Source organism: Massilibacillus massiliensis, from assembly GCF_900086705.1.
GTDB classification, from domain to species: domain Bacteria; phylum Bacillota; class Negativicutes; order FLKF01; family FLKF01; genus Massilibacillus; species Massilibacillus massiliensis.
Genome location: NZ_LT575483.1, coordinates 1,298,655 through 1,319,605, shown reverse-complemented (window position 1 = coordinate 1,319,605; position 20,951 = coordinate 1,298,655). Strand labels below are relative to the sequence as shown.

General features: G+C 39.3%; 17 protein-coding genes. 12 read left to right on the top strand and 5 right to left on the bottom strand.

Annotation, left to right across the window (positions count from 1 at the left end; translation table 11 throughout):
• The first annotated feature begins 79 nt into the window (after positions 1–79).
• The 8 genes from BN6559_RS06510 to rocF all read left to right on the top strand — a co-directional run bounded on the left by BN6559_RS06510 (position 80) and on the right by rocF (position 7,363).
• Positions 80–1,120, top strand: coding sequence for an ABC transporter substrate-binding protein (locus tag BN6559_RS06510; protein ID WP_110953963.1), 1,041 nt, complete (start codon positions 80–82; stop codon positions 1,118–1,120).
• A gap of 16 nt (positions 1,121–1,136) precedes the next feature.
• Positions 1,137–1,910, top strand: a complete 774-nt coding sequence (locus BN6559_RS06505; protein ID WP_110953962.1) for an ABC transporter permease subunit — start codon at positions 1,137–1,139, stop codon at positions 1,908–1,910.
• A 12-nt stretch (positions 1,911–1,922) separates the two neighbouring features.
• Positions 1,923–2,693 (top strand): ABC transporter ATP-binding protein, encoded by a 771-nt coding sequence (locus tag BN6559_RS06500; protein WP_110953961.1) that lies wholly within the window; start codon positions 1,923–1,925, stop codon positions 2,691–2,693.
• 22 nt (positions 2,694–2,715) lie between these two features.
• Positions 2,716–3,891 (top strand): mandelate racemase/muconate lactonizing enzyme family protein, encoded by a 1,176-nt coding sequence (locus BN6559_RS06495; RefSeq protein ID WP_110953960.1) that lies wholly within the window; start codon positions 2,716–2,718, stop codon positions 3,889–3,891.
• 284 nt (positions 3,892–4,175) lie between these two features.
• Positions 4,176–4,529 (top strand): MerR family transcriptional regulator, encoded by a 354-nt coding sequence (locus BN6559_RS06490; RefSeq protein ID WP_110953959.1) that lies wholly within the window; start codon positions 4,176–4,178, stop codon positions 4,527–4,529.
• A 29-nt stretch (positions 4,530–4,558) separates the two neighbouring features.
• On the top strand, positions 4,559–5,344 hold the full coding sequence (locus BN6559_RS06485) for an amidohydrolase family protein (protein ID WP_110953958.1): 786 nt from the start codon (positions 4,559–4,561) through the stop codon (positions 5,342–5,344).
• Positions 5,345–5,438: 94 nt separating this feature from the next.
• Positions 5,439–6,386, top strand: coding sequence for a DUF1848 domain-containing protein (locus tag BN6559_RS06480; protein WP_110953957.1), 948 nt, complete (start codon positions 5,439–5,441; stop codon positions 6,384–6,386).
• 83 nt (positions 6,387–6,469) lie between these two features.
• A complete protein-coding gene (rocF, locus tag BN6559_RS06475) occupies positions 6,470–7,363 on the top strand; it encodes an arginase (RefSeq protein WP_199883801.1) in 894 nt (297 codons plus the stop codon).
• 44 nt (positions 7,364–7,407) lie between these two features.
• Here rocF and BN6559_RS06470 read toward each other — a convergent pair whose 3' ends face one another.
• Both BN6559_RS06470 and BN6559_RS06465 read right to left on the bottom strand, forming a co-directional pair.
• The gene (locus BN6559_RS06470; RefSeq protein ID WP_199883800.1) at positions 7,408–8,568 is read right to left on the bottom strand and encodes a hypothetical protein; all 1,161 of its coding nucleotides are present in this window, start codon (positions 8,566–8,568) and stop codon (positions 7,408–7,410) included.
• A gap of 88 nt (positions 8,569–8,656) precedes the next feature.
• Entirely contained in the window at positions 8,657–9,070 is a 414-nt protein-coding gene (locus tag BN6559_RS06465; RefSeq protein WP_110953955.1) for a CBS domain-containing protein, read from the bottom strand.
• 419 nt (positions 9,071–9,489) lie between these two features.
• On the opposite strand from BN6559_RS06465, the gene BN6559_RS06460 reads away from it, so the two are divergent.
• Together BN6559_RS06460 and BN6559_RS06455 are read left to right on the top strand one after the other, a co-directional pair.
• Complete coding sequence (locus tag BN6559_RS06460) at positions 9,490–10,701, top strand: multidrug efflux MFS transporter (protein WP_110953954.1); 1,212 nt, start codon at positions 9,490–9,492, stop codon at positions 10,699–10,701.
• A gap of 340 nt (positions 10,702–11,041) precedes the next feature.
• Positions 11,042–13,078, top strand: a complete 2,037-nt coding sequence (locus BN6559_RS06455) for a methyl-accepting chemotaxis protein (RefSeq protein WP_199883799.1) — start codon at positions 11,042–11,044, stop codon at positions 13,076–13,078.
• Between the two features lie 582 nt (positions 13,079–13,660).
• On the opposite strand, the gene BN6559_RS06450 is transcribed toward BN6559_RS06455, so the two are convergent.
• Entirely contained in the window at positions 13,661–14,524 is an 864-nt protein-coding gene (locus BN6559_RS06450; RefSeq protein ID WP_110953953.1) for a fumarylacetoacetate hydrolase family protein, read from the bottom strand.
• A 241-nt stretch (positions 14,525–14,765) separates the two neighbouring features.
• Between BN6559_RS06450 and BN6559_RS06445 the strand changes: the two genes are divergently transcribed.
• On the top strand, positions 14,766–15,956 hold the full coding sequence (locus BN6559_RS06445; RefSeq protein WP_110953952.1) for an iron-containing alcohol dehydrogenase: 1,191 nt from the start codon (positions 14,766–14,768) through the stop codon (positions 15,954–15,956).
• Between the two features lie 458 nt (positions 15,957–16,414).
• Here the strand turns inward: BN6559_RS06445 and BN6559_RS06435 are convergent, their stop codons facing one another.
• Together BN6559_RS06435 and ilvD are read right to left on the bottom strand one after the other, a co-directional pair.
• A complete protein-coding gene (locus BN6559_RS06435) occupies positions 16,415–17,272 on the bottom strand; it encodes a MurR/RpiR family transcriptional regulator (protein WP_199883798.1) in 858 nt (285 codons plus the stop codon).
• Positions 17,273–17,413: 141 nt separating this feature from the next.
• Positions 17,414–19,057 carry a dihydroxy-acid dehydratase gene (gene ilvD / locus BN6559_RS06430; protein ID WP_110953949.1) on the bottom strand — a complete coding sequence of 548 codons (1,644 nt, stop codon included), beginning with the start codon at positions 19,055–19,057 and terminating at the stop codon, positions 17,414–17,416.
• Positions 19,058–19,410: 353 nt separating this feature from the next.
• On the opposite strand from ilvD, the gene BN6559_RS06425 reads away from it, so the two are divergent.
• Complete coding sequence (locus tag BN6559_RS06425) at positions 19,411–20,949, top strand: gluconokinase (RefSeq protein ID WP_110953948.1); 1,539 nt, start codon at positions 19,411–19,413, stop codon at positions 20,947–20,949.
• Positions 20,950–20,951 lie beyond the last annotated feature (2 nt).

Genomic DNA, 20,951 nt, shown 5'->3' with positions numbered 1-20,951 from the left:
CCAATTCCTTTTTAGGAATTGGTCTCTTTTTTTATTATCATTTTTGGCAATTTGCAATAAAACTGGAGGACATTTTCAAATGAAAAAAACAAAGGCATTTTTAGTATTTGTATTCTTATTATTCCCATTGATTTTTGCAGGCTGCGGAGATTCTGCGTCAAACACTGAAAAAAGTAAAGATGCAGCGGCGACTGCTGAAAAAGGCGGTGATCTTTCTGATGTTGTAATTCGGGTAGGCGCAGCATCAGGTGCAAACGGGCAGGCAATTATTGCGGCTGCCGGACTTGATAAAACCCCTTATAAAGTAGAATTTCACGTGATGCAAGGCGGAAATTTAGTCTTAGAGGCAATGGCGGCAAATCAGCTGGATTTGGGAACAGGCAGCCAGATTCCACCTATTTTTGCTTCGCAAGCAAAAAATGGTGGTAATCTAAAAATTATTGCAACGAAAAAATCATCAACTTTAGATCAGGAGTTAGTCGTAGCCGCTAATTCTCCGATAAAATCAGTTGCTGATTTGAAAGGAAAGAAAATCGCTTATGTAAAAAGTACAACAGCACATTATTTTTTAGCGAAGATGCTAGAAAATGCCGGTTTGGCATGGAGCGATGCAGAAACGATTCCGATGTCCACTTCTGATGGATTATCTGCGCTTCTCACAGGAGAAGTGGATGCTTTAGCGAGCTATGGAAATTCTATCCGTTCTGCACATGAAAAGGGTGCTGTAACTTTACAATCAGCGGCGCAAATTCTTTCCGGAGATTTTTATTGGTATGCAACACCAGCGGCGATACAAGATCCGAAAAAGCATGCGGCAATTTTAGATTATTTATCCCGGTTCAATGAGGCAAATGAGTGGGCAAGACAGCATCCGAAAGAATGGGCAGAAATTTATGGCCCGCAGATTAATCAAAAACCATCGGACTATTTAAAACAATATCAAGAAGAAGAAGCACAAACGAAAACGCATGTTGTACCAGTTGATGAGGCGACAATTGCTTCGGAGCAAGATATTGTGAATATGTTTGGCAAGATAGGCCTGCTGAAAAGCGGGATTGATATTACAGGTCTATTTGATCGTTCCTTTGATGCTGAGATCAGCAAATTTAAAAAGTATTAAAGTTTAGGTGAGAAAAATGAAAGATAATTTTCGATTTACTGATCTTATGCTTGCTTGGACAATTCCGGCGGTTGTATTCATTTTTTGGTTTATTACGACTTTGGATCAAAATAGTGCAAGTTTATTTCCGCCGCCCGGTGAGGTGTTCAGTGCGGTGCATAGATTAATGAAAGATGGAACATTGGCGGAAAACATTGAAATTAGTGCTATGCGAGCAATGGCGGGATTTCTCATTGGTGGTGCAATTGGCTTTTTGCTAGGGATCATCAATGGACAGTTTGTACTGGCAGAAAAGATTTTGAATACACCGATCCAAATGATTCGCAATGTGCCGCATCTTGCGTTGCTGCCATTGATTTTGATTTGGTTTGGTATTGGCGAAACAGCGAAGGTCGTGTTAATTTCTCTGGGAACTTTTTTCCCAATCTATTTAAATACATTTCATGGGATACGTTATATTGATAGCAGTCTGATTGAAATGGGAAAAACATATGGCTTAACGCGGTTTGAATTGTTTAAAGATATTATTTTCCCGGGTGCAATGTCCTCTATCATGATTGGCATTCGTCAATCTTTGGGACGTATGTGGTTAACCTTGATCGTTGCAGAAACGGTTGCTGCGAAATCTGGGATTGGCTTTATGGCGACAAATGCAAGAGAATTTATGCTTATGGACGTTATTGTGCTCAGTTTAATTATTTATGCACTGCTGGGGAGTCTCTCCGATTTTGCTGCAGGACTTATCGAAAAGAGAATCCTGCGATGGCATGATAATTATCGAAAAGTATAGTAGGTGAAGAAAATGAGTGAAAAAGCACAGGGTTTTAAAATAGAAATAAAAAATTTGCGTAAATTTTTCGGTGCGACAGAAGTATTGAAAGACATCAATCTTCAGGTAGAGCCAGGTGAATTTGTAGCCTTGGTTGGGCAAAGCGGCTGTGGGAAGAGTACATTGCTGCGACTGATTTCTCATCTTGAAACACCGACGAGCGGAAGCATTGTCTTAGGGGATCATGAAGTTAAAAAAATCAATCCTGCGGTGCGCTATTTATTCCAGGAAGCAAGATTATTGCCCTGGAAAACTGTCGGGGAGAATGTTGCTTTAGGATCAAAAGAACGCAGTAAAGAAAAGGCACAGGCGGCTTTGCAGGCAGTCAATTTATCTGATAAAGCAAGTGCGTGGCCAGCAGTTTTATCTGGTGGTCAGAAGCAGAGAGTCTCCTTGGCAAGAGCCTTAATTGGTGCGCCTAAATTACTATTGTTAGATGAACCTTTGGGCGCACTTGATGCGTTAACACGCATTCAGATGCAGATTTTAATTGAAAAACTATGGAAAGAACAGGGCTTTACGGTTGTTTTGGTAACACATGATGTAGGAGAGGCAGTGTATTTGGCTGATCGTGTAGTTCTGATTGAAGATGGAGAGATTTCACTCGATAAAAAAATTACATTAGCTAGACCACGGGTAAAAGACAATAATTTTGCTTATTTTGAAAGATTTATTTTAAATAAAGTTATGAAATACGAGGACGATTTGGCTGTTGAACCAACAGATCAAATTTATGCAAATTAAACACAAAAAGGAGAGGGTATAAATGAAAATTACACAAGTAGAAGTTTTTCATGTACATCAACGTAAAAATTCGGGACAGAGACCTGTTCTGGTAAAGGTTGATACAGACGAAGGTATCTATGGTGTCGGTGAAGCTGGGATGGCATATGGTGTAGGTGGAAGTGCCGCAGCGGGAATGATCAGAGATCTATCCCGTTTGATTATAGGGTTAGATCCTTTTAATACCGAATTTATCTGGGAAAAATTCTTGAAAAAGACTTTTTGGGGGCAAGGGGGCGGAACCGTAGTTTTTTCCGGTATGAGTGCGCTTGATTTGGCGTTGTGGGATATAAAAGGAAAAGCCTTGGGATTGCCTTTATATCAATTGCTGGGAGGAAAATCGCGCGAAGATTTAAGAGTATATGCATCACAAATTCAATTTGGCTGGGGTACGAAAAGAGAGCCTAAGGGAAAAAAAGAAGAATATGCTGAAGAAGCATTAAAGGCAGTTGCCGAAGGATATGATGCTGTTAAAGTAGACGTGTTAGCGCTGAATGAAAATGGCAGTACGCAGGGGGTACATCTTGAAGGTCCATTACCGAATGCAATATTAAAGCGTGGCGTGGAACGCGTTAGAGCGATCAGAGAAGCTGTTGGACCGGATATCGATATTATTGTTGAAAATCATGCCAACACGGATATGGTAAGTGCGATTCAGTTTGCGAAAGCGATTGAAGAATATAATATTTTCTTTTATGAGGAAATTAATACGCCGTTAAATCCTAAACTATTGCAAAAAGCAAAGGAGAAAATCAATATACCGATTGCTTCAGGGGAAAGAATTTATACACGATGGGGTTATCTGCCTTTCCTTGCAGATCGATCAATTGATGTGATTCAGCCGGATATCGGTTCCTGCGGCGGGATTTCAGAATTCAAGAAAATTGCTGATTTAGCACACGCCTATGAAGTAACGGTACAGGCGCATGTAGCTGGCACCGGTGTTGCAGAAGCAGCGGCAATTCACGCCGAAACCGCTATACCAAACTTCTGTATTCATGAACATCATCAAAAAACCCTGTTACCAGAGTATGCAGAGCTTTGTGTCCATAATTATCAACCGGTCAATGGACGTTATACGGTTCCGGAACTTCCTGGCATTGGACAGGATTTTACGGAAAAAGTGTATGAACATTCGGATCGAATATTGATCAAATAATGCGGAAGGTTTAAAACTATAAAATATTTAAAAAATACCGACTTGCTAAACTCTGTGAAATAAGCGTGCTTACACAGAGTTCTTAGCCTAAGTCGGTATCTTTTTCATCTACGGAATCCGTTTAAAATGTTGTATGGAAACGTAAGATAAGGATGCTGTATTTCTAATGTGACAGTCTTTTCGTAATTGTTTATGGAAAGCAATTTTATTTTTATTAAAAACTTGACTATAACATAGATGTCATACTTTATAATAGAGTCATAGAAAACAGAAAGGAATTTGACATGTTAATTCGAGAGGTATCACGTAAGACTGGCGTAAGTGTAAGATCCATAAGATACTATGAGGCAAAAGGGCTAATTGATGTGAATCGCTTGGCAAATGGTTATCGTGACTATGATGAACCTATAATTGATAGAATAAAAACGATTCAGTTTTATCTCGGCTTGGGTCTTACCACCGATCATATTGTGCAAATCATTCAGTGTCCAACCTCTGGTCATAAACTAATGTGTAAAGAAGCGTATAAGCTTTACCAGATTAAGCTAGAGGAAATTAATAGACAATTGGTATTGTTGAATGCAATTAAATCTAAATTACAGGAACGAATTACCCAGATGGAAAATTACATGCAATAAAAAAATCTGGAACAAGGGAGGGGTTAAAGATGGTAATTGACAATCATGCACATGTGATGTTTCCCCAGAAGCTTCAAATAGAATCAATGAAAAATGCTGGGATTGATCGGACAATTCTTTTTTCTTCCACGGTACATCCGGAGCAGGCTAAAAATCTTGAAACGTTTGAAGAGGAAATGCATAAGTTATATGATCTCTTAAATGGAATAAAAAATCCAATTGAGGAAAGGCGGCACGCGCTTGAAGAGTTAGCAACGGTTGTCAGGGGGAATCCAGAAACCTATATTGGGTTTGGTGCAATTCCGCTAGGCTTATCGTATGATGAAAACTTAGTGTGGATTCAAAAATATATCATTGCGAATGATTTCAAGGGGATAGGAGAATTGGTCCCAAGTTCGGGCAAGATAGCACAGCTAGAACCATTGTTTCGTGCTTCAGCGGAAAGTGGGAATTTACCATTATGGGTGCATACTTTTTTTCCTTTAAATTTTACCGATATCAAGGAACTGGTTGGTTTAGCAAGAAAATATTCTAATGTGCCAACGATTTTCGGACATATGGGCGGTAGTCATTGGCTTGATACGTTGAAGGCAGCTCGAGAAGTTCCTAGTATTTATTTGGATTTATCTGCGACATTTACGACAATAGCGCCAATATTTGCAATCAAGGAATTTCCTGAGAGAACATTTTTTGGTTCGGATGCGCCATATTGCTTGCCTTTAACGGCAAGAACGATTCTGGAGCAGAATGTATCAGATCAACAAGTTTTAAAACTTGTTCTAGGAGAAAATATCACGCGGCTTTTACAGTTATAATAAAAGTGCGGCTGATTCGGTAGGAGATCACGAAAAACAGCGTTATAATAAAATGAAGTATTGGTAAAGTAGGTTTTGTTGCCGAGGTGATAAGATGATTTTAAGTGTGAGCCGCAGAACGGATATACCGAGTTATTATTCGGAATGGTTTTATAACCGCGTAAAGGCAGGACATGTTTTTGTTCGCAATCCGATGAATCTGCATCAAATCAGTAAGGTAGAGATAAACAGGGAGGTCGTTGATTGCATGGTTTTTTGGACGAAGAATCCTTTGCCAATGCTAGCACGATTAAAAGAAATAGAGGGGTATCCTTATTATTTTCAGTTTACGTTGAATGCTTACGGCAAGAATATCGAAGAAAATCTTGCACTAGATTGTGATGCTCGGGTAGAAGTTTTTCAACGATTATCCGATATAATTGGACCCGACCGGGTGATTTGGCGCTATGATCCGATTTTACTTAATGCGCAATATACAATAGAATATCATCTGCAGAATTTTGAAAGATTAGCGGCAAGATTATGTGATTATACGAGAAAATGCACGATTAGTTTTATTGATTTTTATAAGAAGATTACGTATCGGATAAAATGTTTGCATATTCAGGTGTTAGAGGAAAATGAGAAACGAAATATTGCTGAAAAATTAGTCAAGATCGCACAGTCTTATGGTTTGGAACTGGAGACATGTGCAGAAAATCTGGCATTAGATGATTTGGGGATTGGACATACACGATGTATTGATGCTGCGTTGATAGAAAGAATCATCGGCAGTAAGCTTCAGTTGGGAAAAGATAAAAACCAAAGAACTGCATGTGGGTGTATAGAGAGTATAGATATAGGTATGTATAATACATGTTTACATGGTTGTAAATATTGTTATGCAAATCATAATTTGCAGGCTGTGACGGAAAATTATCATTTGCATAACATAAAAGGAGACCTGCTTTGTGGTAAGCTGACAATAGAAGATATTGTGAAAGTGAGAAAGACTGCATCTGCCAAACAACTGCAAACTGCGTTTGTTTTTGAAGAACTTTGAACAAACGGGTGAATCTTAGCTTTGTATAAGAAGTCGTATCGCGATTTATAATACAGATATTGATGGAGAAAAGAAGGCGAAGAATGAAAAAGATTTCAATTGTTGGCGCACCAATGTGGTTGGGACAAAATTATTTTGGATCGAATTTGGGTCCCGAAGCAATTCGGGCTGCCGGTTTATTAGATAAATTGCATGAAATCAGTGATGATATTGTAGATTTAGGAAATATTGCAGTTTCAATTCATGAAGAAAAAACAATGACGTGTATGGAAAATTATAAAATAAAAAATTTAGAAAGTGTACAAAACGCTTTAGAAATTTTGGCGGAATCGGTTTCAGACATTGTTTCTGCTCGTCGATTTCCGCTTGTGTTAGGTGGTGACCACAGCGTTGCAATAGGAACGCTCGCTGGTGTTGCTAAGCATTATCATAATTTAGGTGTGATTTGGTGTGACGCGCATGCCGACAGCAATACGGATAAATTATCGCCCAGTGGAAATATTCACGGGATGTCGATGGCAGCAAGTTTGGGGATGGGAAATGCAGCGTTAGTAAAGGTTGGGGGATATAAGCATAAAATTAAACCTGAACATGTTGTGTTTATTGGTTTACGAGATATGGATACGGCAGAAGAAAAGTTGGTCAAAGGGTTACCGGTCAAAATTTATCGTGTAGAAGATGTAGCGGAAAAAGGAATAGAGAGAGTCATGGATGAAACGGTGAAGTATTTGTCTGCAAAATGCGATGGAATACATCTGAGTTTTGATCTTGATGTGATGGATCCTAGAGAAATCTGCGGCGTTGGTACGCCGGTTGAGAATGGAATCGGTTTTCATACAATGCAAAAAGCAATGCAGAATTTGGCTGGATGCGCGAAGCTTACATCGGCTGAATTTGTGGAGCTCAATCCATTACTAGATCATGGTGGTGCGACCGTAATGGCTGCACTTACATTAATTCGAGCGTTGTTTAAATAAATCGCTGAGGGGCTGCGAGCATGGATGATCTTTTTGTGGCGTTTTTACTTTTTTATAATACGATTCACGAGACTTTTTACAGAGGCTGTACCGCCGCCGTCAGACAATGTGTAATGAATCTGCATCATACTTACTTGCGAGGCAATATAATTGCGGAAGTGGTTAAATTTAGAGGACTTTAAATCGGCGATTGTCATATTGTAATCGTTTTTAGCAACTTCCTGCAGTGCTTGTATGGATGCTTGTGCAGCAGGTACACTTAGTACCCAATCATGATCGGCAAGATGGACAATGTAGCCTTCTTGCTTATGAGGAACAGGCAGTGTCTTTCCGTCTGTACTCAATAATCCGAGTGCAATCGGATCTTTACCGGCGATGATTGCTGCGGCTTTTATCCAGCCGACCACGTCTGCCTCATCTTTTGCTGAACCGGGATGGTTGTGGGCACAGGCTTGTGCGACAATGACATCAGCGGGTAAAGAACGATAGATGGATTCGGCAATACTTAAAACATGATGTGATCCAGTGCCGGCGATTGGCAGCTCTGGCAAGCAGGTACCGTCTTCATTCCATTGAAAAACCCAAGGTTTATGCAAATCATGTAAAGCTTCAGCTGCAATCACGATATCGCGGTCGACCTGATAGCCATAGACTTCTTGGTAAATGGAGCAAACTGCATCGGCAATGGATAGATTTGCAGTGGTATGTGTTGTTAACCCACCCGGATAAGAATGATGACTATGATAGCCGCTGCCTGGTGCACTGATAAAAGGCTGCGGGGAAGTGTGTACGGAATTGTATTTCGGGAAAAGTGTATCCCAGTTTACTACTGCCGGATCGACTAATTTTTCGGATAAGAGTTTATGATATATTGTTTCAATCTGATGGTTTGCTGTGTATTGCTGCATAAGTGTAGGAGCTGGATTTTCAATAATTTGCAAAACTGTATTACGTAATTTTGACTGCGTGATGCTTTTGATGAGTGCAATCATTTTTTGATAAGAATTTTGGATCATTTCTGATCTTTGGGCTGTAATGCGTGGATTTGTCGGGCAATTCGCCAAGGTCGTTGGGGAGATTTTCGTAGAATTTGCGAATGATAATTTGGGGATGGAGAGTAATGCCAAACTTGCTAAAGTTCCAGCAGATGCCTGCAAAAAATTTCGTCGGCTGAAAGCGGGGGAAAGTACGATTGGATCATTCACTTTTTTAGACCTCCTCTTCTTATTCTACCTTTATTTAAGCAAAATAGAGGAGCGGAGTTGTTATGTATTTATTAAGATCACGTTAAGTTTAAAGTTTTTTGTTGGATCGATTTTTAGCAAAATAATCAATGATTTCCCGACGGCGAATGATACCGATAAATATGTCACTGTCATCTAGAACGGGCACGAAGTTCTGTACGATTGCCAAAGAAAGCAGATCTTCCATTTCAGCATTTATGCGTACTGGCGTATTGGTCATTCGGCGTGGAATATCTTTGAGCATGACTTTATCCGCAGATGAAAACGTCAGCTCCGGTGTATTTTTCATTTTCCATAATAAGTCGCCTTCAGTAATTGTACCGGCATACTTACCGTTTTTATCGACTAAAGGAACCGCCGTATAACGGTGAAATTCCATTTTTTCCATTGCTTGACGCATTGTAGATTGTAATGGTAAATACACGATATCTTTTTTGGCGATAAGAAAAAAAGCTATATTCATTTAAGTCACCTCTATTTAGTATAATCAACTCTAATGTCAGATTGACAGCGGGGCGGCGAACCGTTTATAAGTAGCACCGATTTAGCAATTTCCCCAATGGATTGACATCAATATTTTATTTTGTTGGCACGCTGGTACATATGTAATGATGTGCGTAACATCATTTTGACATTATTATACCACGTAAAATGGAGAAAACAGGTTGTAGAATTTTTAATGTATGATGAAAATAATGTCAGAAAATAGTTTTTCTATATAGAAAAAAGTGTTCATTCGCGTTATGATATAAAAATATAATAATCTAGATAAAGAAAACAAAGGTTCAGTGTGATTTAGAAATGAACCTCTTTTTATTGCTTTTTGAAGAAATGGGAAGTTGGATTCTCAAATAAATTTATTGAAGTAGGGTAAGGATTTTTATGGAGTTTTGGCGGAGAAATTTATGGGTTTGCAGTGTTGCAATTTTTATTGTTTCTATTGGAATGAGCCAGATGGCGCCGATTTTACCACTCTATGTTGAACATTTAGGAATTCATGATGTAGATGAAATTGAGCAATGGGCGGGATTGATTTTTGGCTGTAACTTTATCAGTTTGGCAATTTTTTCACCTATTTGGGGTAAATTGGCGGATCAGTATGGACGTAAACCGATGGTGCTGAGAGCGAGTTTATGGTTATCTGTAATTATGATAGGTATGGGCTTGGCGCAAAGTGTATACCATTTAGTAATTTTGCGGATTTTACAAGGGGCTTTGTCTGGTTTTCAAGGCGCAGTGGTGACTTTGATTGCGATGCAGACACCTAAGGAAAAATCCGGTTGGGCATTAGGGGTATTGTTTACTGGGCAAGTAGGTGGATCCTTGCTCGGACCTTTAGTTGGTGGTTATCTTTCAGAATTAATTGGATATCGGGAAACTTTTTTTGTGATTGGAAGTTTGTGCTTTTGCGGTTTTTTGGCGATTTATTTCTTAGTCAAGGAAGACTTTACACCTTCCGATGGAAAGGTTTTAAACTCACGTGAAGTTTGGGGCTTATTACCTAATCGCCAACTGACGATCTGCCTTTTTATAACGACCTTGGTTATGCAATTGGCGCTGATGTCGATTCAACCGATTATCACAGTCTATATTGCACAAATATCCTTAAGTACGGATCATCTTGCGCTTATTGCGGGGCTTGTATTTTCGGCATCTGGATTTGCCAGTATGCTTGCGGCTTCCAAACTTGGTACAATCTCTGATCAGATTGGCCCACAAAAAGTTTTATTTTACGCTCTAATGGCTGCAGGCATTATTTTTATTCCGCAAGCCTTTGTGGAAAATCCTTGGCAGCTTGGACTTCTACGGTTTTTATTGGGGATTGCTACGGCAGGTCTTTTACCTTCAATTAATAGCTTAATCAAGCAGAGTACACCGAAAGAAGTCATTGGCAGAATTTATGGATATAATCAATCTGCCCAATTTTTTGGTATGTTTTTGGGGGCTGTTTTGGGCGGACAAATCGCGGCTTGGATCGGCATGGCATCCGTGTTTTTCTTTACGGCAGTATTATTGCTGGGGAATGCTTTTTGGTTCTATCAGAGGGTATATAAGAAGGTAGACACAGACAGTCCGCTGGCTGTTGACAAATAACTTATCCTCATACTAGTTTATAAGTGGGATGTAGTAGATATAGTTTTATTTATCAGAAACTTGGCTATTATACGTTTTTTTGTTATATTTATAAATTTTTAGTAATTTTTATATTACTATTGTCCTGTTTTATGTTAAAATAAATAATAAATATTTAACATGAATTTAACATGAAAGGAGATTTAGTATCAAAATTTTTATCTGGGAGTTTATTGATTCTTATATTTAAGTCTTGTAAGTAAAAAGTAAAGATCGATTAAGTCCCGGAAACATTCGAATATAATGCAGTTATGATGTAGTTATTGTTAGGAATTTAAAATGTTATCAGGAGTGATTATAGATGCGTGCTAATTTGAATTTTAAAAATTTTCGCATAAAATTTCTTGCTATTTTATTACCCGTATTCATTTTAAGTTTTTCCATTTTATCAACAGCTAGTTATTATTTAGCGAATCAAGCTTTAAATAAAAGTGCGAATGAAACAGCAGCCGCCTTGGGGAGAGAATTCTCTTTACAGGTAAAATCAACCATGCAGGAACGCATGCTTCGTTTAGATGAATTAGGAACGGATGCAGTTCTTCAGGGAGCTGATGATAAGGCTAAAATGTCGTTTTTAGCGGATGCAAAAAAACGTCTTGGATTTTCAACCTTGTTCTACTCGAATTTAAAAGGTGAAGCAATAAGCTCAGAAGGTACATATTTTAATCGCGCAGATCGAGAATACGTTAAAAAAGTATTGCAGACGAAAAAACCTTATGTCCCAGAACCTATCGTCTCTGCGGTGAATGGTAAACTTGTGCTTGTTTTAACCACACCGGTCTTGCAAAATGGCCAGATGGTTGGCATGATGATGGGGACAGTGACTTTAGATAATGTATCTAAGATTCTACAAGAAGTAAAATTTAAGGATTCAGGTTATGGATTTATTGCTGATCGTACAGGTACGGTCATTGCACATCATAAATATCCCGAATTTGTTGTCAAACTTAATTTAAATGAGAAAAAAATTAATCCGGAGTTGAAAACCGCAGTACCGGAACTGGACGATGCCTTGATGCAGTCATTTAAATCGGTTGTCGAAACGGGAAAAGCAACAACCTGCTATTATAAATCAACAGATGATGTAGCATCGGTTGCAGTTCTGACACCGATTGAGCTGGATGATCAACGGTGGGTTATGGTGATTACGGCACCGGAGGCGGAAATGGCGGGAGATGCAGCAGCTTTAGGAAAAATGACGCTATTCGTTTCAATCTTTTTCCTTATCGTAGCAGTTCTTTTCATTTTCCTATTTGCAAAACGTTTGGCGAAACCAATCGAATTAATTCGCGACGAGTGCGGTGCACTTAATGATGGTGATTTCCGGGAAAAAAGTTTGAGCATACAGACTGAAGATGAAATAGGGCAATTGGCGAAAGGCTTTCAATCGATGCGGCACAGCCTGCGTACATTGATTATGAATGTCCAAAATCAGGCGGAAAAAGTAGCGGCTTCAAGTGAAGAATTAACTGCAAATGCTAGTCAATCGGCAGATTCTTCAAATCGGGTTGCGAGTTCTATCGGCGAAATCGCAAGTGGAATTGATACCCAGTCAACTGCGGCTGAGGATGCAAATATTATTGCGGATCAATTGACGAAAACAGCGGTGGAAATTTCCGAGAAAACGAAGACGATTGCCGGTACAGCGAATCAAGCGAGCAATGAAGTTGAAGTTGGTCGTTCCGCAATTGCAAAAGCTGTGGACCAAATGCAGCAAATCGGCGAAGGTTCAGCTGACATACAAAGAGCGGTTACAGAACTGGCAAAAGGCTCACAGGAAATCAGCGATATTGTCCAATTGATTTCCAATATTGCCGGGCAGACGAATTTACTTGCGCTCAATGCAGCGATTGAAGCGGCTCGTGCCGGTGAGCAAGGACGTGGCTTTGCTGTTGTTGCAGATGAAGTAAGAAAACTTGCCGAAGAATCCAATCAGTCTTCACAACAGATTGCTGAGTTAGTGAAACGTAATCAGATCGACATGGAAAAAGCAGTTGCGGCAAGTAAGGCCGGTACCGAAGGCATTTATGTTGGAATTGAAGCGGTTCATTCAGCAGATGAAACTTTCAAAAATATTGTGCAGGTAATTGGTGATCTATCACAAGAGATTTCAGCAATTTCTGAGTCCATCGAGATGATGGCTTTTGGCAGTGGCGCAATGCTGGATTCTATCGGTCAGATTGAAAAGGCTACAAAAACAAATGCGGCCGAAGCACAGACCGTATCAGCTACCACACAAGAACAATCTGCCGCTATGCAGGAAATCGCTTCCGCAAGTCAGGCACTCGCAGTACTTGCCGGAGAATTGCAGACAGCGATTGCAAAATTTAAAGTGTAATGTAAATAAACTATTGGACAGATAGGCCGCGGGTTGGTGATAAGCACTCATCTGCGTTGTTGCAGAAAGGGGCTGCTCGTCGACGTACACGAGTACGACTCCTTCACAACCTCTTTCTGCGCCTAGCAGCTGAGCACTTATCACCAACCTGCAACCTATCTTCGTACTAGTTTATAAGTGAAACGGATTTCGTTATTTTCTAAGTTATCGACATAAACATGTTTATTTGTCCACAGTCTGAAGGGTGACGCATTAAAATTGCGTCACCCTTCGTCTCTTAGTTCCTGGCCTTTTCCGTAGAAATACGTTCCGAAGGATGAAAAAATACCGACTTGCGTTAAAAAATCTGTTTGTTTGAACGAAGCGAGTTTACAGATTTTAGCAAGTCGGTATTTTTTCAAGTATTTTGGAGGTTTGAGGCTAGTACCTTGGTTAGGTTGAAATTTAAGGTTTAACCTAGTCAAGGTACTCAACTTTTCGTTCTTTTGGGCGATGCCAAAAGGACACTTACGCATTTTGTAGTACATTAGGACTTTTGCAAATAAAATTCTTGTAGTGTATCTTAGATTTATTGAATTATTACTATGCAAATATATTGGTCAAAGACCCAATATTTTGTATCGTAACCGTTACCTCATCACCGGCCTTAAGCCAATTTTGTTCAGCTTCTGGATAGCCTAAGATTACACCGCTTGGTGTTCCGGTAAAGATGATATCACCAGGTTTTAATGTAAAATGTTTTGATATATAGCTGATAATGGTTGCGCAGTCAAAAATTAAATCACTTGTATTTGCTGATTGACGAATTTCACCGTTTACGGTACATTGAATATCTAAATGATCAGGTTTCATCTCATCTGCCGTTACAAGGTAAGGGCCAAGCGGAGCGAAATGATCACAGGTTTTGCCTAGCAGCCATTGCGGTGTACGTTTCTGTAAATCGCGTGCACTTAGGTCGTTGCCAATTGTATAACCGAATACATAAGATAAAGCATCTTCTTTACTTATATTTGAAGCTTCTTTTCCCATGACGATTACCAACTCTGCCTCATAATCAAATTTTTCAGCTGACTTTGGTAATGTAATGCTTTGTTTGTGTGCTGCTAATGCATTGTTAAATTTGCTGAATAGAACTGGCGAGGTAGGAATATCCCGATTACATTCTTCAGTATGGCTTTTATAGTTCAGTCCTACGCAGACAATTTTTTCAGGAGCTAGTACGGCTGGTCCATAGACTAAATCTTTTTCTGACTGTGGTTCCCCCGCATTGTTCATTAATGCTGTGAGCTGCAATAAACTTTTCTTTCCTTTTGCAATGACTTGATCGATTGTTAAAGGGACATCAAGACCATAATGCGTAGCGATTCTATTTACATCAAAAAATCCTCGCTCCGTTTTGATCCCTAAATGGACTTCATTTTCGACTTTAAAATGAAACAATTTCATAACAATTTTCCTCCTTGCATTATGTTAAATTTTTTTGTATAGGTAAGTTTTACTTAAGTATAATTATAACAGGCTAGAAGGATATTACCATAATATAGAGTAATTTAATATAAGAGTTGATTTTTACAGTGGTAGGCAAAGAAAGCCTTTGGTGGTAAAATAATGATAATATAAGTAAAATACGACATGCAAATAAGCAAGGCTGCATTTTGATTAAAAAATCTAGAAAGGAAGTAATTAGATGAATCATTTTGAGTTTTATTCTCCAACTAAAATTATCTTTGGTAAAGATACTGAAACCGGTGTTGGACAAGAAATAAAGAGCTGGGGCGGCAGCAAGGTTTTGCTTCATTACGGCGGACAAAGTGCGAAGCGCTCAGGTCTATTGGATCGCATTGAAAATAGTCTTAAAGAAGCTGGGGTCGCGTATGTAAGTCTAGGAGGTGTTGTTCCAAATCCTAGGGTATCGCTTGTGCGTGAAGGAATTGCACTTTGTAAGAAAGAGAATGTTGATTTTCTTTTAGCCGTTGGCGGCGGCAGCGTCATTGATTCGGCTAAGGCAATCGGTATGGCAATTGCCAATCCATCAATTGACGATGTATGGGATATTTACGATAAAAAAGCTGTACCGAAGGCTTGTCTGCCAGTTGGTGCGGTGTTGACAATTGCGGCTTCCGGTAGTGAAAGCAGTGATTCGAGCGTAATCACCAATGAAGACGGTTGGTTTAAAAAAGGCTTTAATCATGATATGACACGTCCTAAATTTGCAGTGATGAATCCAGAACTTATGTATTCTCTGCCACCATATCAAACGGCCTCCGGGGTTGTTGACATTATGATGCATACGATTGAACGTTATTTCAATGCGAAAAAGGGCAATGAAATGAGTGATCGTATTGCGGAGCAAGTATTGCGCAACACCATTAGGTACGGTAAAATTTGCCTGGAAGATCCAACGAACTATAAAGCGCGTTCCGAAATTATGTGGTCCGGTTGTATATCACATAACAATTTAACGGGGTTAGGCGGAGAAAAAGATTTTTCAGGGCATGCAATAGAGCATGAATTAGGCGGTATGTTTGATGTAACACATGGTGCCGGACTTGCTGCTGTATGGTGCTGGTGGGCAAGATACGTGATGAAGGATGATATAAATCGTTTTGTACAATATGCAATTCAAGTATGGGATTGTGTGCTTGATCCTTCTGATCCGGAAGTTACGGCATTAGAAGGTATCAAAAAAACGGAAGAGTTCTTTACCTCCCTTGGGATGCCAATTAATCTTTCTCAATTGGGCATAGGTAAATTAACAGATGCACAGATTGACGAATTGGCGAATAAATGCGTGTATTTCGGCAAACGTGTTGTGGGTTCGCTAAAACCATTGTATGCAGAAGATATTAAGAAAATTTATCATATGGCGAATGTATAATAGACTACCGCGGACTAAGACAAATAGGTTGCGGATCGGCGATAAGCGCTCATCTGCGTCGTTACAGCAAGGTGCTGCTCGTCGACGTACGAAAGTACGACTCCTTTGCAACCCCTTGCTGTGCCTAGCAGCTAAGCACTTCTTGCCAACCGGCAATCTATCTTCGTACTAATTTATAAGTGGAATGAGGATAGCATATTCTGAGTATTGCTATAAATATGTTATTTGTTTACGCTGACTGCCGCACTATAAGTGCGGCAGTTTTTTTGTTCACTGCTGGTCTTTTCCGGAGAAATACATTCCGAAAAAATGAAAAAAGAGCAACTTACGTTAAAAAATCCGTTTGTTTGAGCGAAACGAGTTTAGGATTTTGTAAGTTGGTCTTTTTTCAAGTATTCGGAGGCCTGAGGCCTAGCCTTTTTGATATTTTCGGGGTAATGCCAAAAGTACAAGTCTCTTTATGAGCGATGCTTTGCAATTTCTCGACGCATTTTTGTAACATTTTGTGTATATTGATCGAGATTTTTCGTAATTAATTTTGTATAGACTAAATCGCAGATTGCTAAGTGAACCAATCGAGAAGCCGTGGATTCTGAACGATAATTTACTTCTCTGCCCATACCGCTTAAGACGATATCCGAAATTTTACTTAAAGGTGAGTTTAAATGACTGGTAATTGCAATTACAGTAGCACCAGATTTTTTGGCAAGTTCTACAGATTTCATCAAATCAAGGTTTGAGCCTGTATGAGAAATGGCGATGACGACATCCTGTTCAGTCAACATGACAGCGGAAGTTGCTTGCATCTGCAGATCGTAAAATGCACGGACCGGTTTGGCAAACCTAAGCAAATGATTTTCGATATCATGCGCAACTACGCCGGACATGCCGAAAGCATAAATATCGATCTTGTAGGCTTGATCAATTGCCTCTACCGCTTGTTCTACCGCTTCGTAATTTATAATTTTCAAGGTGTCTTGCAATCCATCGGAAATATTTGTAAATAATTTAACAGCGATTTCTTCACAAGAATCCTCCTGCTGGATATCTTGCATTACCGATTCTAGCGGGGTAAAAATTTCGCTTGCCAGAGAGAGTTTTAAATCTTGTAATCCGCTGAAGCCAGCTTTATTACAGAAACGAGATACTGTGATCTCTGAGGCATCGGTATTTTCGGCAATCTCAGAGATTGTCTGGCGAACTACTTCCTCGGGACTATTTGAAATATATTGGGCAATGCGTTTTTCTGTTTTTGTAAAGTTATTGTAGTAGGGAAGTAAAAAAGATATGATTGGTTTTTCGTTTGTATTGTTCAAAAGATTCATCTCTTTCTAATAATGAAATATTTATGATAAAGTATTATCATTTTAACAAAAATGATAATATTTCACAAACAAAACATTATGATTTAAAATAGCAGCCTCTTAAATCAATTTGATTTTAAGAGGCTGCTTGTCTTATTCAAAGGTTTTTCTCACAGCGCCATTTGCAGCATCTAATGTCATCGTACGGTACATACGAAGAAAATTACTTGATACTTCCGCTTGATGTGGCACAAAGGCTTTTTTACGTGTTTCTGCGATTTCTTCTGCAATGCACCAATCAATCGAGCGTTTTTCAATATCGATTTTGATGAGATCGCCATTTTCAACTAGCCCGATTGGTCCGCCGACATAAGCCTCCGGTGACAAATAACCAACGGAAAGCCCTGCTGAAGCGCCAGAAAATCTACCATCTGTAATGATTGCGATATTGGGTATTTTGGCTAGCAATTCTGTTGCGCGGTGCATCTCACGCATGCCAGGTCCGCCGCATGGGCCTTCATTACGAATAATCACGGCTGTGCCAGACTCGATTTTTTGCTGGTAAAATGCTTCTGTGCAATCTTCTTCACAATCGAAGACCATTGCAGGCCCTTCAAATCTCCATTCCTCCTTGGGAACTGCAGATGATTTTACTACAGCACCTTTCGGTGCAAGACTGCCATATAATACAGCGATTCCGCCTTCTGGTTCAAATGGTTGTTGTACAGAACGAATGATGTCGCCGTCGGCTGGCAGCGCATTCGTTATATTTTCACCCAATGTCTTTCCATTGACAGTCGTTACATCTAAATGCAATAAACTTTTTAATTCATGCATGATGGTTTTGGTTCCACCAACTTTGTATAAATCAGCGGTGGCAAATTCTTTGCTATTTGGGCATACCCTTGTATTTAAAGGGGTTGTACGACTAATACGGTCAAAATCTTGTACCGTTACGGTCAGACCGCATTCTGCTGCGATAGCAGGGATGTGCAGTGTACTATTCAGTGATCCTCCCATAGCTAAGGTCATCGTTATCGCATTTTTAAATGCTTTTTCGGTCATAATATCACGAGGTTTGATATTATGCTGTACTAAATTTAGGATGGTTTTTCCGGTTTCATAAACGAGTTCTTTTTGCTCATTACTTAACGCCGGTGTTACGGAAACGCCGGGGAGTGTCATACCCAATGCTTCGGCAATGACACACATTGTATTTGCAGTACCTAAAAATGGACAGACACCGGCACGTGTATAATATTTTTTACTGACTTCTAATAGTTTTTCTTCTGTGATGTCACCGCGGATAAATTGCTGCCGTGCATCTTTATTTTCTTTTGGTGTGATTTCATGCTGCATAGGACCACCGGTAATCATAATGGTTGGAATATTGATTCGAGCGGCTGCCATTAACATGCCGGGAACAATTTTATCACAAGAGCCAAGCATGACCATGCCGTCAAACATACCATGCCCAAGAATCATTGCTTCTATAGAATCGGCAATGAGTTCGCGACTGGCCAGTACGTATTTCATTCCAGCGTGTCCCTGGGCGATACCATCGCAGATTGCGATCGTATTAAATTCGAGCGGAAAGCCGCCTGCCGCAAGAATGGATTCTTTTACTTGATCAGCGAGCGTACGAAAATGAACATGTCCAGTGACGAGTTCGTTCCAAGAATTTACGATGGCGATGATTGGACGATCTAATTTACTTTGATCTGAACCGCATGAACCTAGATGAACTTTGGCAATTGCACGTTGGTAGATTGGAAAGCTAGAAAGACGATTTTTCATGTGGATATAACAGCTCCTTTTTATCTGATCAGAAAAGAAAGATCAAGTTTATGATTATTTATATATATCATATGATAAATCAGGATCATTTTTCAATATAAAATTGAAATAAAATTATCATTTGAAATAAAAAAAATGATAATTTTATTTCAAAAAAATCTTGTATTTTATACTTTTATAGAGTAAGATAAATATAAATGATGTAACCATATCAAAAAAATATGCTAAAAAGAAATGAAGATATCTTTTTTGACATATTTTAATAATATGTATTGATTTAAGCCTTACCATTCAAAATGACGTAATCATGTATTTTTAAATGATAAAGTAAATAAGCGTATGGAGGGTAAAAAATGACAAATGCAATATGGATTGGTGTTGACGTTGGGACAACAGGCGTTAGAGCAGTTGCCTATCAAGTGGATGGCACAAGCCTTGAAAGTGCTTCAGCACTCTATCCATTAAACACACCGTATCCGGAATGGGCAGAGCAAGATCCTTTTGAAGTCATTGCAGCAACAGAGCAAGTGATTCAAAAGGTAGGTGCATTATTGACGGCTCAGGGGAAAAAAGCAAATGGATTATCTTTTAGCACGGTTTTTCATAGCTTTTTAGCGTATGATGAGAATTTTAAACCAATTACTACGCTCATGACTTGGGGCGACAATCGCAGTTCTAGCATTGTGAATGAGATGAAAAAAACGCAGGACTGTCTGGCAATTTATCAACGTACAGGATGTCCGTTACATCCAATGTATCCAATGACGAAAGTTGCATGGCTGCGTGAAAAGGCTCCGGATATTTATCAGAAAATTCATTATATAGGATCAATTAAAGATTTTGTCTTTAAAACGTTGACTGGTGAATGGGTAGTGGATCGCTCGGTTGCGAGTGGTTCAGGGCTTTATAATTTAGAAACTTTATCTTGGGATAAAGAGTTGTTGGAATATTTAAATATCTCTGAAAAAAATATGCCGCCTGTTGTATCTACGACTTACAGTCAAAAGATAAGCAAAGAAGCTGCTAAGCGACTTGGTTTGGCAGAAGAAACAAAGATTGTGATAGGCGCTGGCGATGGGGTTTTGGTGAATGTCGGATTGGGTGCTGTAAATCCGGGGCAAGTGAGCTGTACGATTGGAACGAGTGGCGCAATTCGGATGTTATCTAAAAAGCCAAAATTAGATCCGAAAGGAAGAACCTGGTGTTATAACCTAACAGATGATGTATGGGTATCCGGAGGAGCGATTAACAATGGCGGGCTTTGTCTGCGCTGGGTTAGAGAAAAGTTTTGTGAGGCAGAAGAACAACAGGCCAAAGAAAATCATCTCGATGTTTATGATCTAATGACGAAAAAGGCTGAAAAGGTTACTGCAGGCTCAGAAGGATTATTGCTATTACCGTTTTTTACAGGTGAACGCGCACCCAATTGGAATGCCGATATCAGAGCGATGTTTTTTGGACTGACTTTAAGTCATAAGAAAGAGCATTTTATACGTGCGACAATGGAAGGCGTTTGCTATCGCATGCATAGTATTTTGAAAGTATTAGAAGAAGTTATGGGCGATGTAAATGATATTAGAGTCAGCGGCAGTTTTACACATTCTAAACTTTGGCTGCAGATTTTAGCCGATATATTGAATAAACCAATTGGCTTATCGAATATTGATGAGGGAGCAGCATTTGGTGCAGCTTTATTAGGTTTTGTTTCTGAAGGCGTCTTAAAAGATATTTCTGATACTTCGCATTTTATTAAGATAAATCAATTATATTATCCGAACGCTGCAAACAGAGATGTATATGACGCTCTTTATGATATTTATGATCGTATTTATTGGAATTTACAAAAAGAGTTTTCAGATATTGCCGCATTTCAGAAAAATACAATGAAGTAAAA

What these genes read in the sequence shown, in the direction of transcription:
- BN6559_RS06510 (WP_110953963.1), top strand. Translation starts at nt 80, where the DNA reads ATGAAAAAAACAAAGGCATTTTTAGTATTTGTATTCTTATTATTCCCA.
- BN6559_RS06505 (WP_110953962.1), top strand. Translation starts at nt 1,137, where the DNA reads ATGAAAGATAATTTTCGATTTACTGATCTTATGCTTGCTTGGACAATT.
- BN6559_RS06500 (WP_110953961.1), top strand. Translation starts at nt 1,923, where the DNA reads ATGAGTGAAAAAGCACAGGGTTTTAAAATAGAAATAAAAAATTTGCGT.
- BN6559_RS06495 (WP_110953960.1), top strand. Translation starts at nt 2,716, where the DNA reads ATGAAAATTACACAAGTAGAAGTTTTTCATGTACATCAACGTAAAAAT.
- BN6559_RS06490 (WP_110953959.1), top strand. Translation starts at nt 4,176, where the DNA reads ATGTTAATTCGAGAGGTATCACGTAAGACTGGCGTAAGTGTAAGATCC.
- BN6559_RS06485 (WP_110953958.1), top strand. Translation starts at nt 4,559, where the DNA reads ATGGTAATTGACAATCATGCACATGTGATGTTTCCCCAGAAGCTTCAA.
- BN6559_RS06480 (WP_110953957.1), top strand. Translation starts at nt 5,439, where the DNA reads ATGATTTTAAGTGTGAGCCGCAGAACGGATATACCGAGTTATTATTCG.
- rocF (WP_199883801.1), top strand. Translation starts at nt 6,470, where the DNA reads ATGAAAAAGATTTCAATTGTTGGCGCACCAATGTGGTTGGGACAAAAT.
- BN6559_RS06465 (WP_110953955.1), bottom strand. Translation starts at nt 9,070, where the DNA reads ATGAATATAGCTTTTTTTCTTATCGCCAAAAAAGATATCGTGTATTTA.
- BN6559_RS06460 (WP_110953954.1), top strand. Translation starts at nt 9,490, where the DNA reads ATGGAGTTTTGGCGGAGAAATTTATGGGTTTGCAGTGTTGCAATTTTT.
- BN6559_RS06455 (WP_199883799.1), top strand. Translation starts at nt 11,042, where the DNA reads ATGCGTGCTAATTTGAATTTTAAAAATTTTCGCATAAAATTTCTTGCT.
- BN6559_RS06450 (WP_110953953.1), bottom strand. Translation starts at nt 14,524, where the DNA reads ATGAAATTGTTTCATTTTAAAGTCGAAAATGAAGTCCATTTAGGGATC.
- BN6559_RS06445 (WP_110953952.1), top strand. Translation starts at nt 14,766, where the DNA reads ATGAATCATTTTGAGTTTTATTCTCCAACTAAAATTATCTTTGGTAAA.
- ilvD (WP_110953949.1), bottom strand. Translation starts at nt 19,057, where the DNA reads ATGAAAAATCGTCTTTCTAGCTTTCCAATCTACCAACGTGCAATTGCC.
- BN6559_RS06425 (WP_110953948.1), top strand. Translation starts at nt 19,411, where the DNA reads ATGACAAATGCAATATGGATTGGTGTTGACGTTGGGACAACAGGCGTT.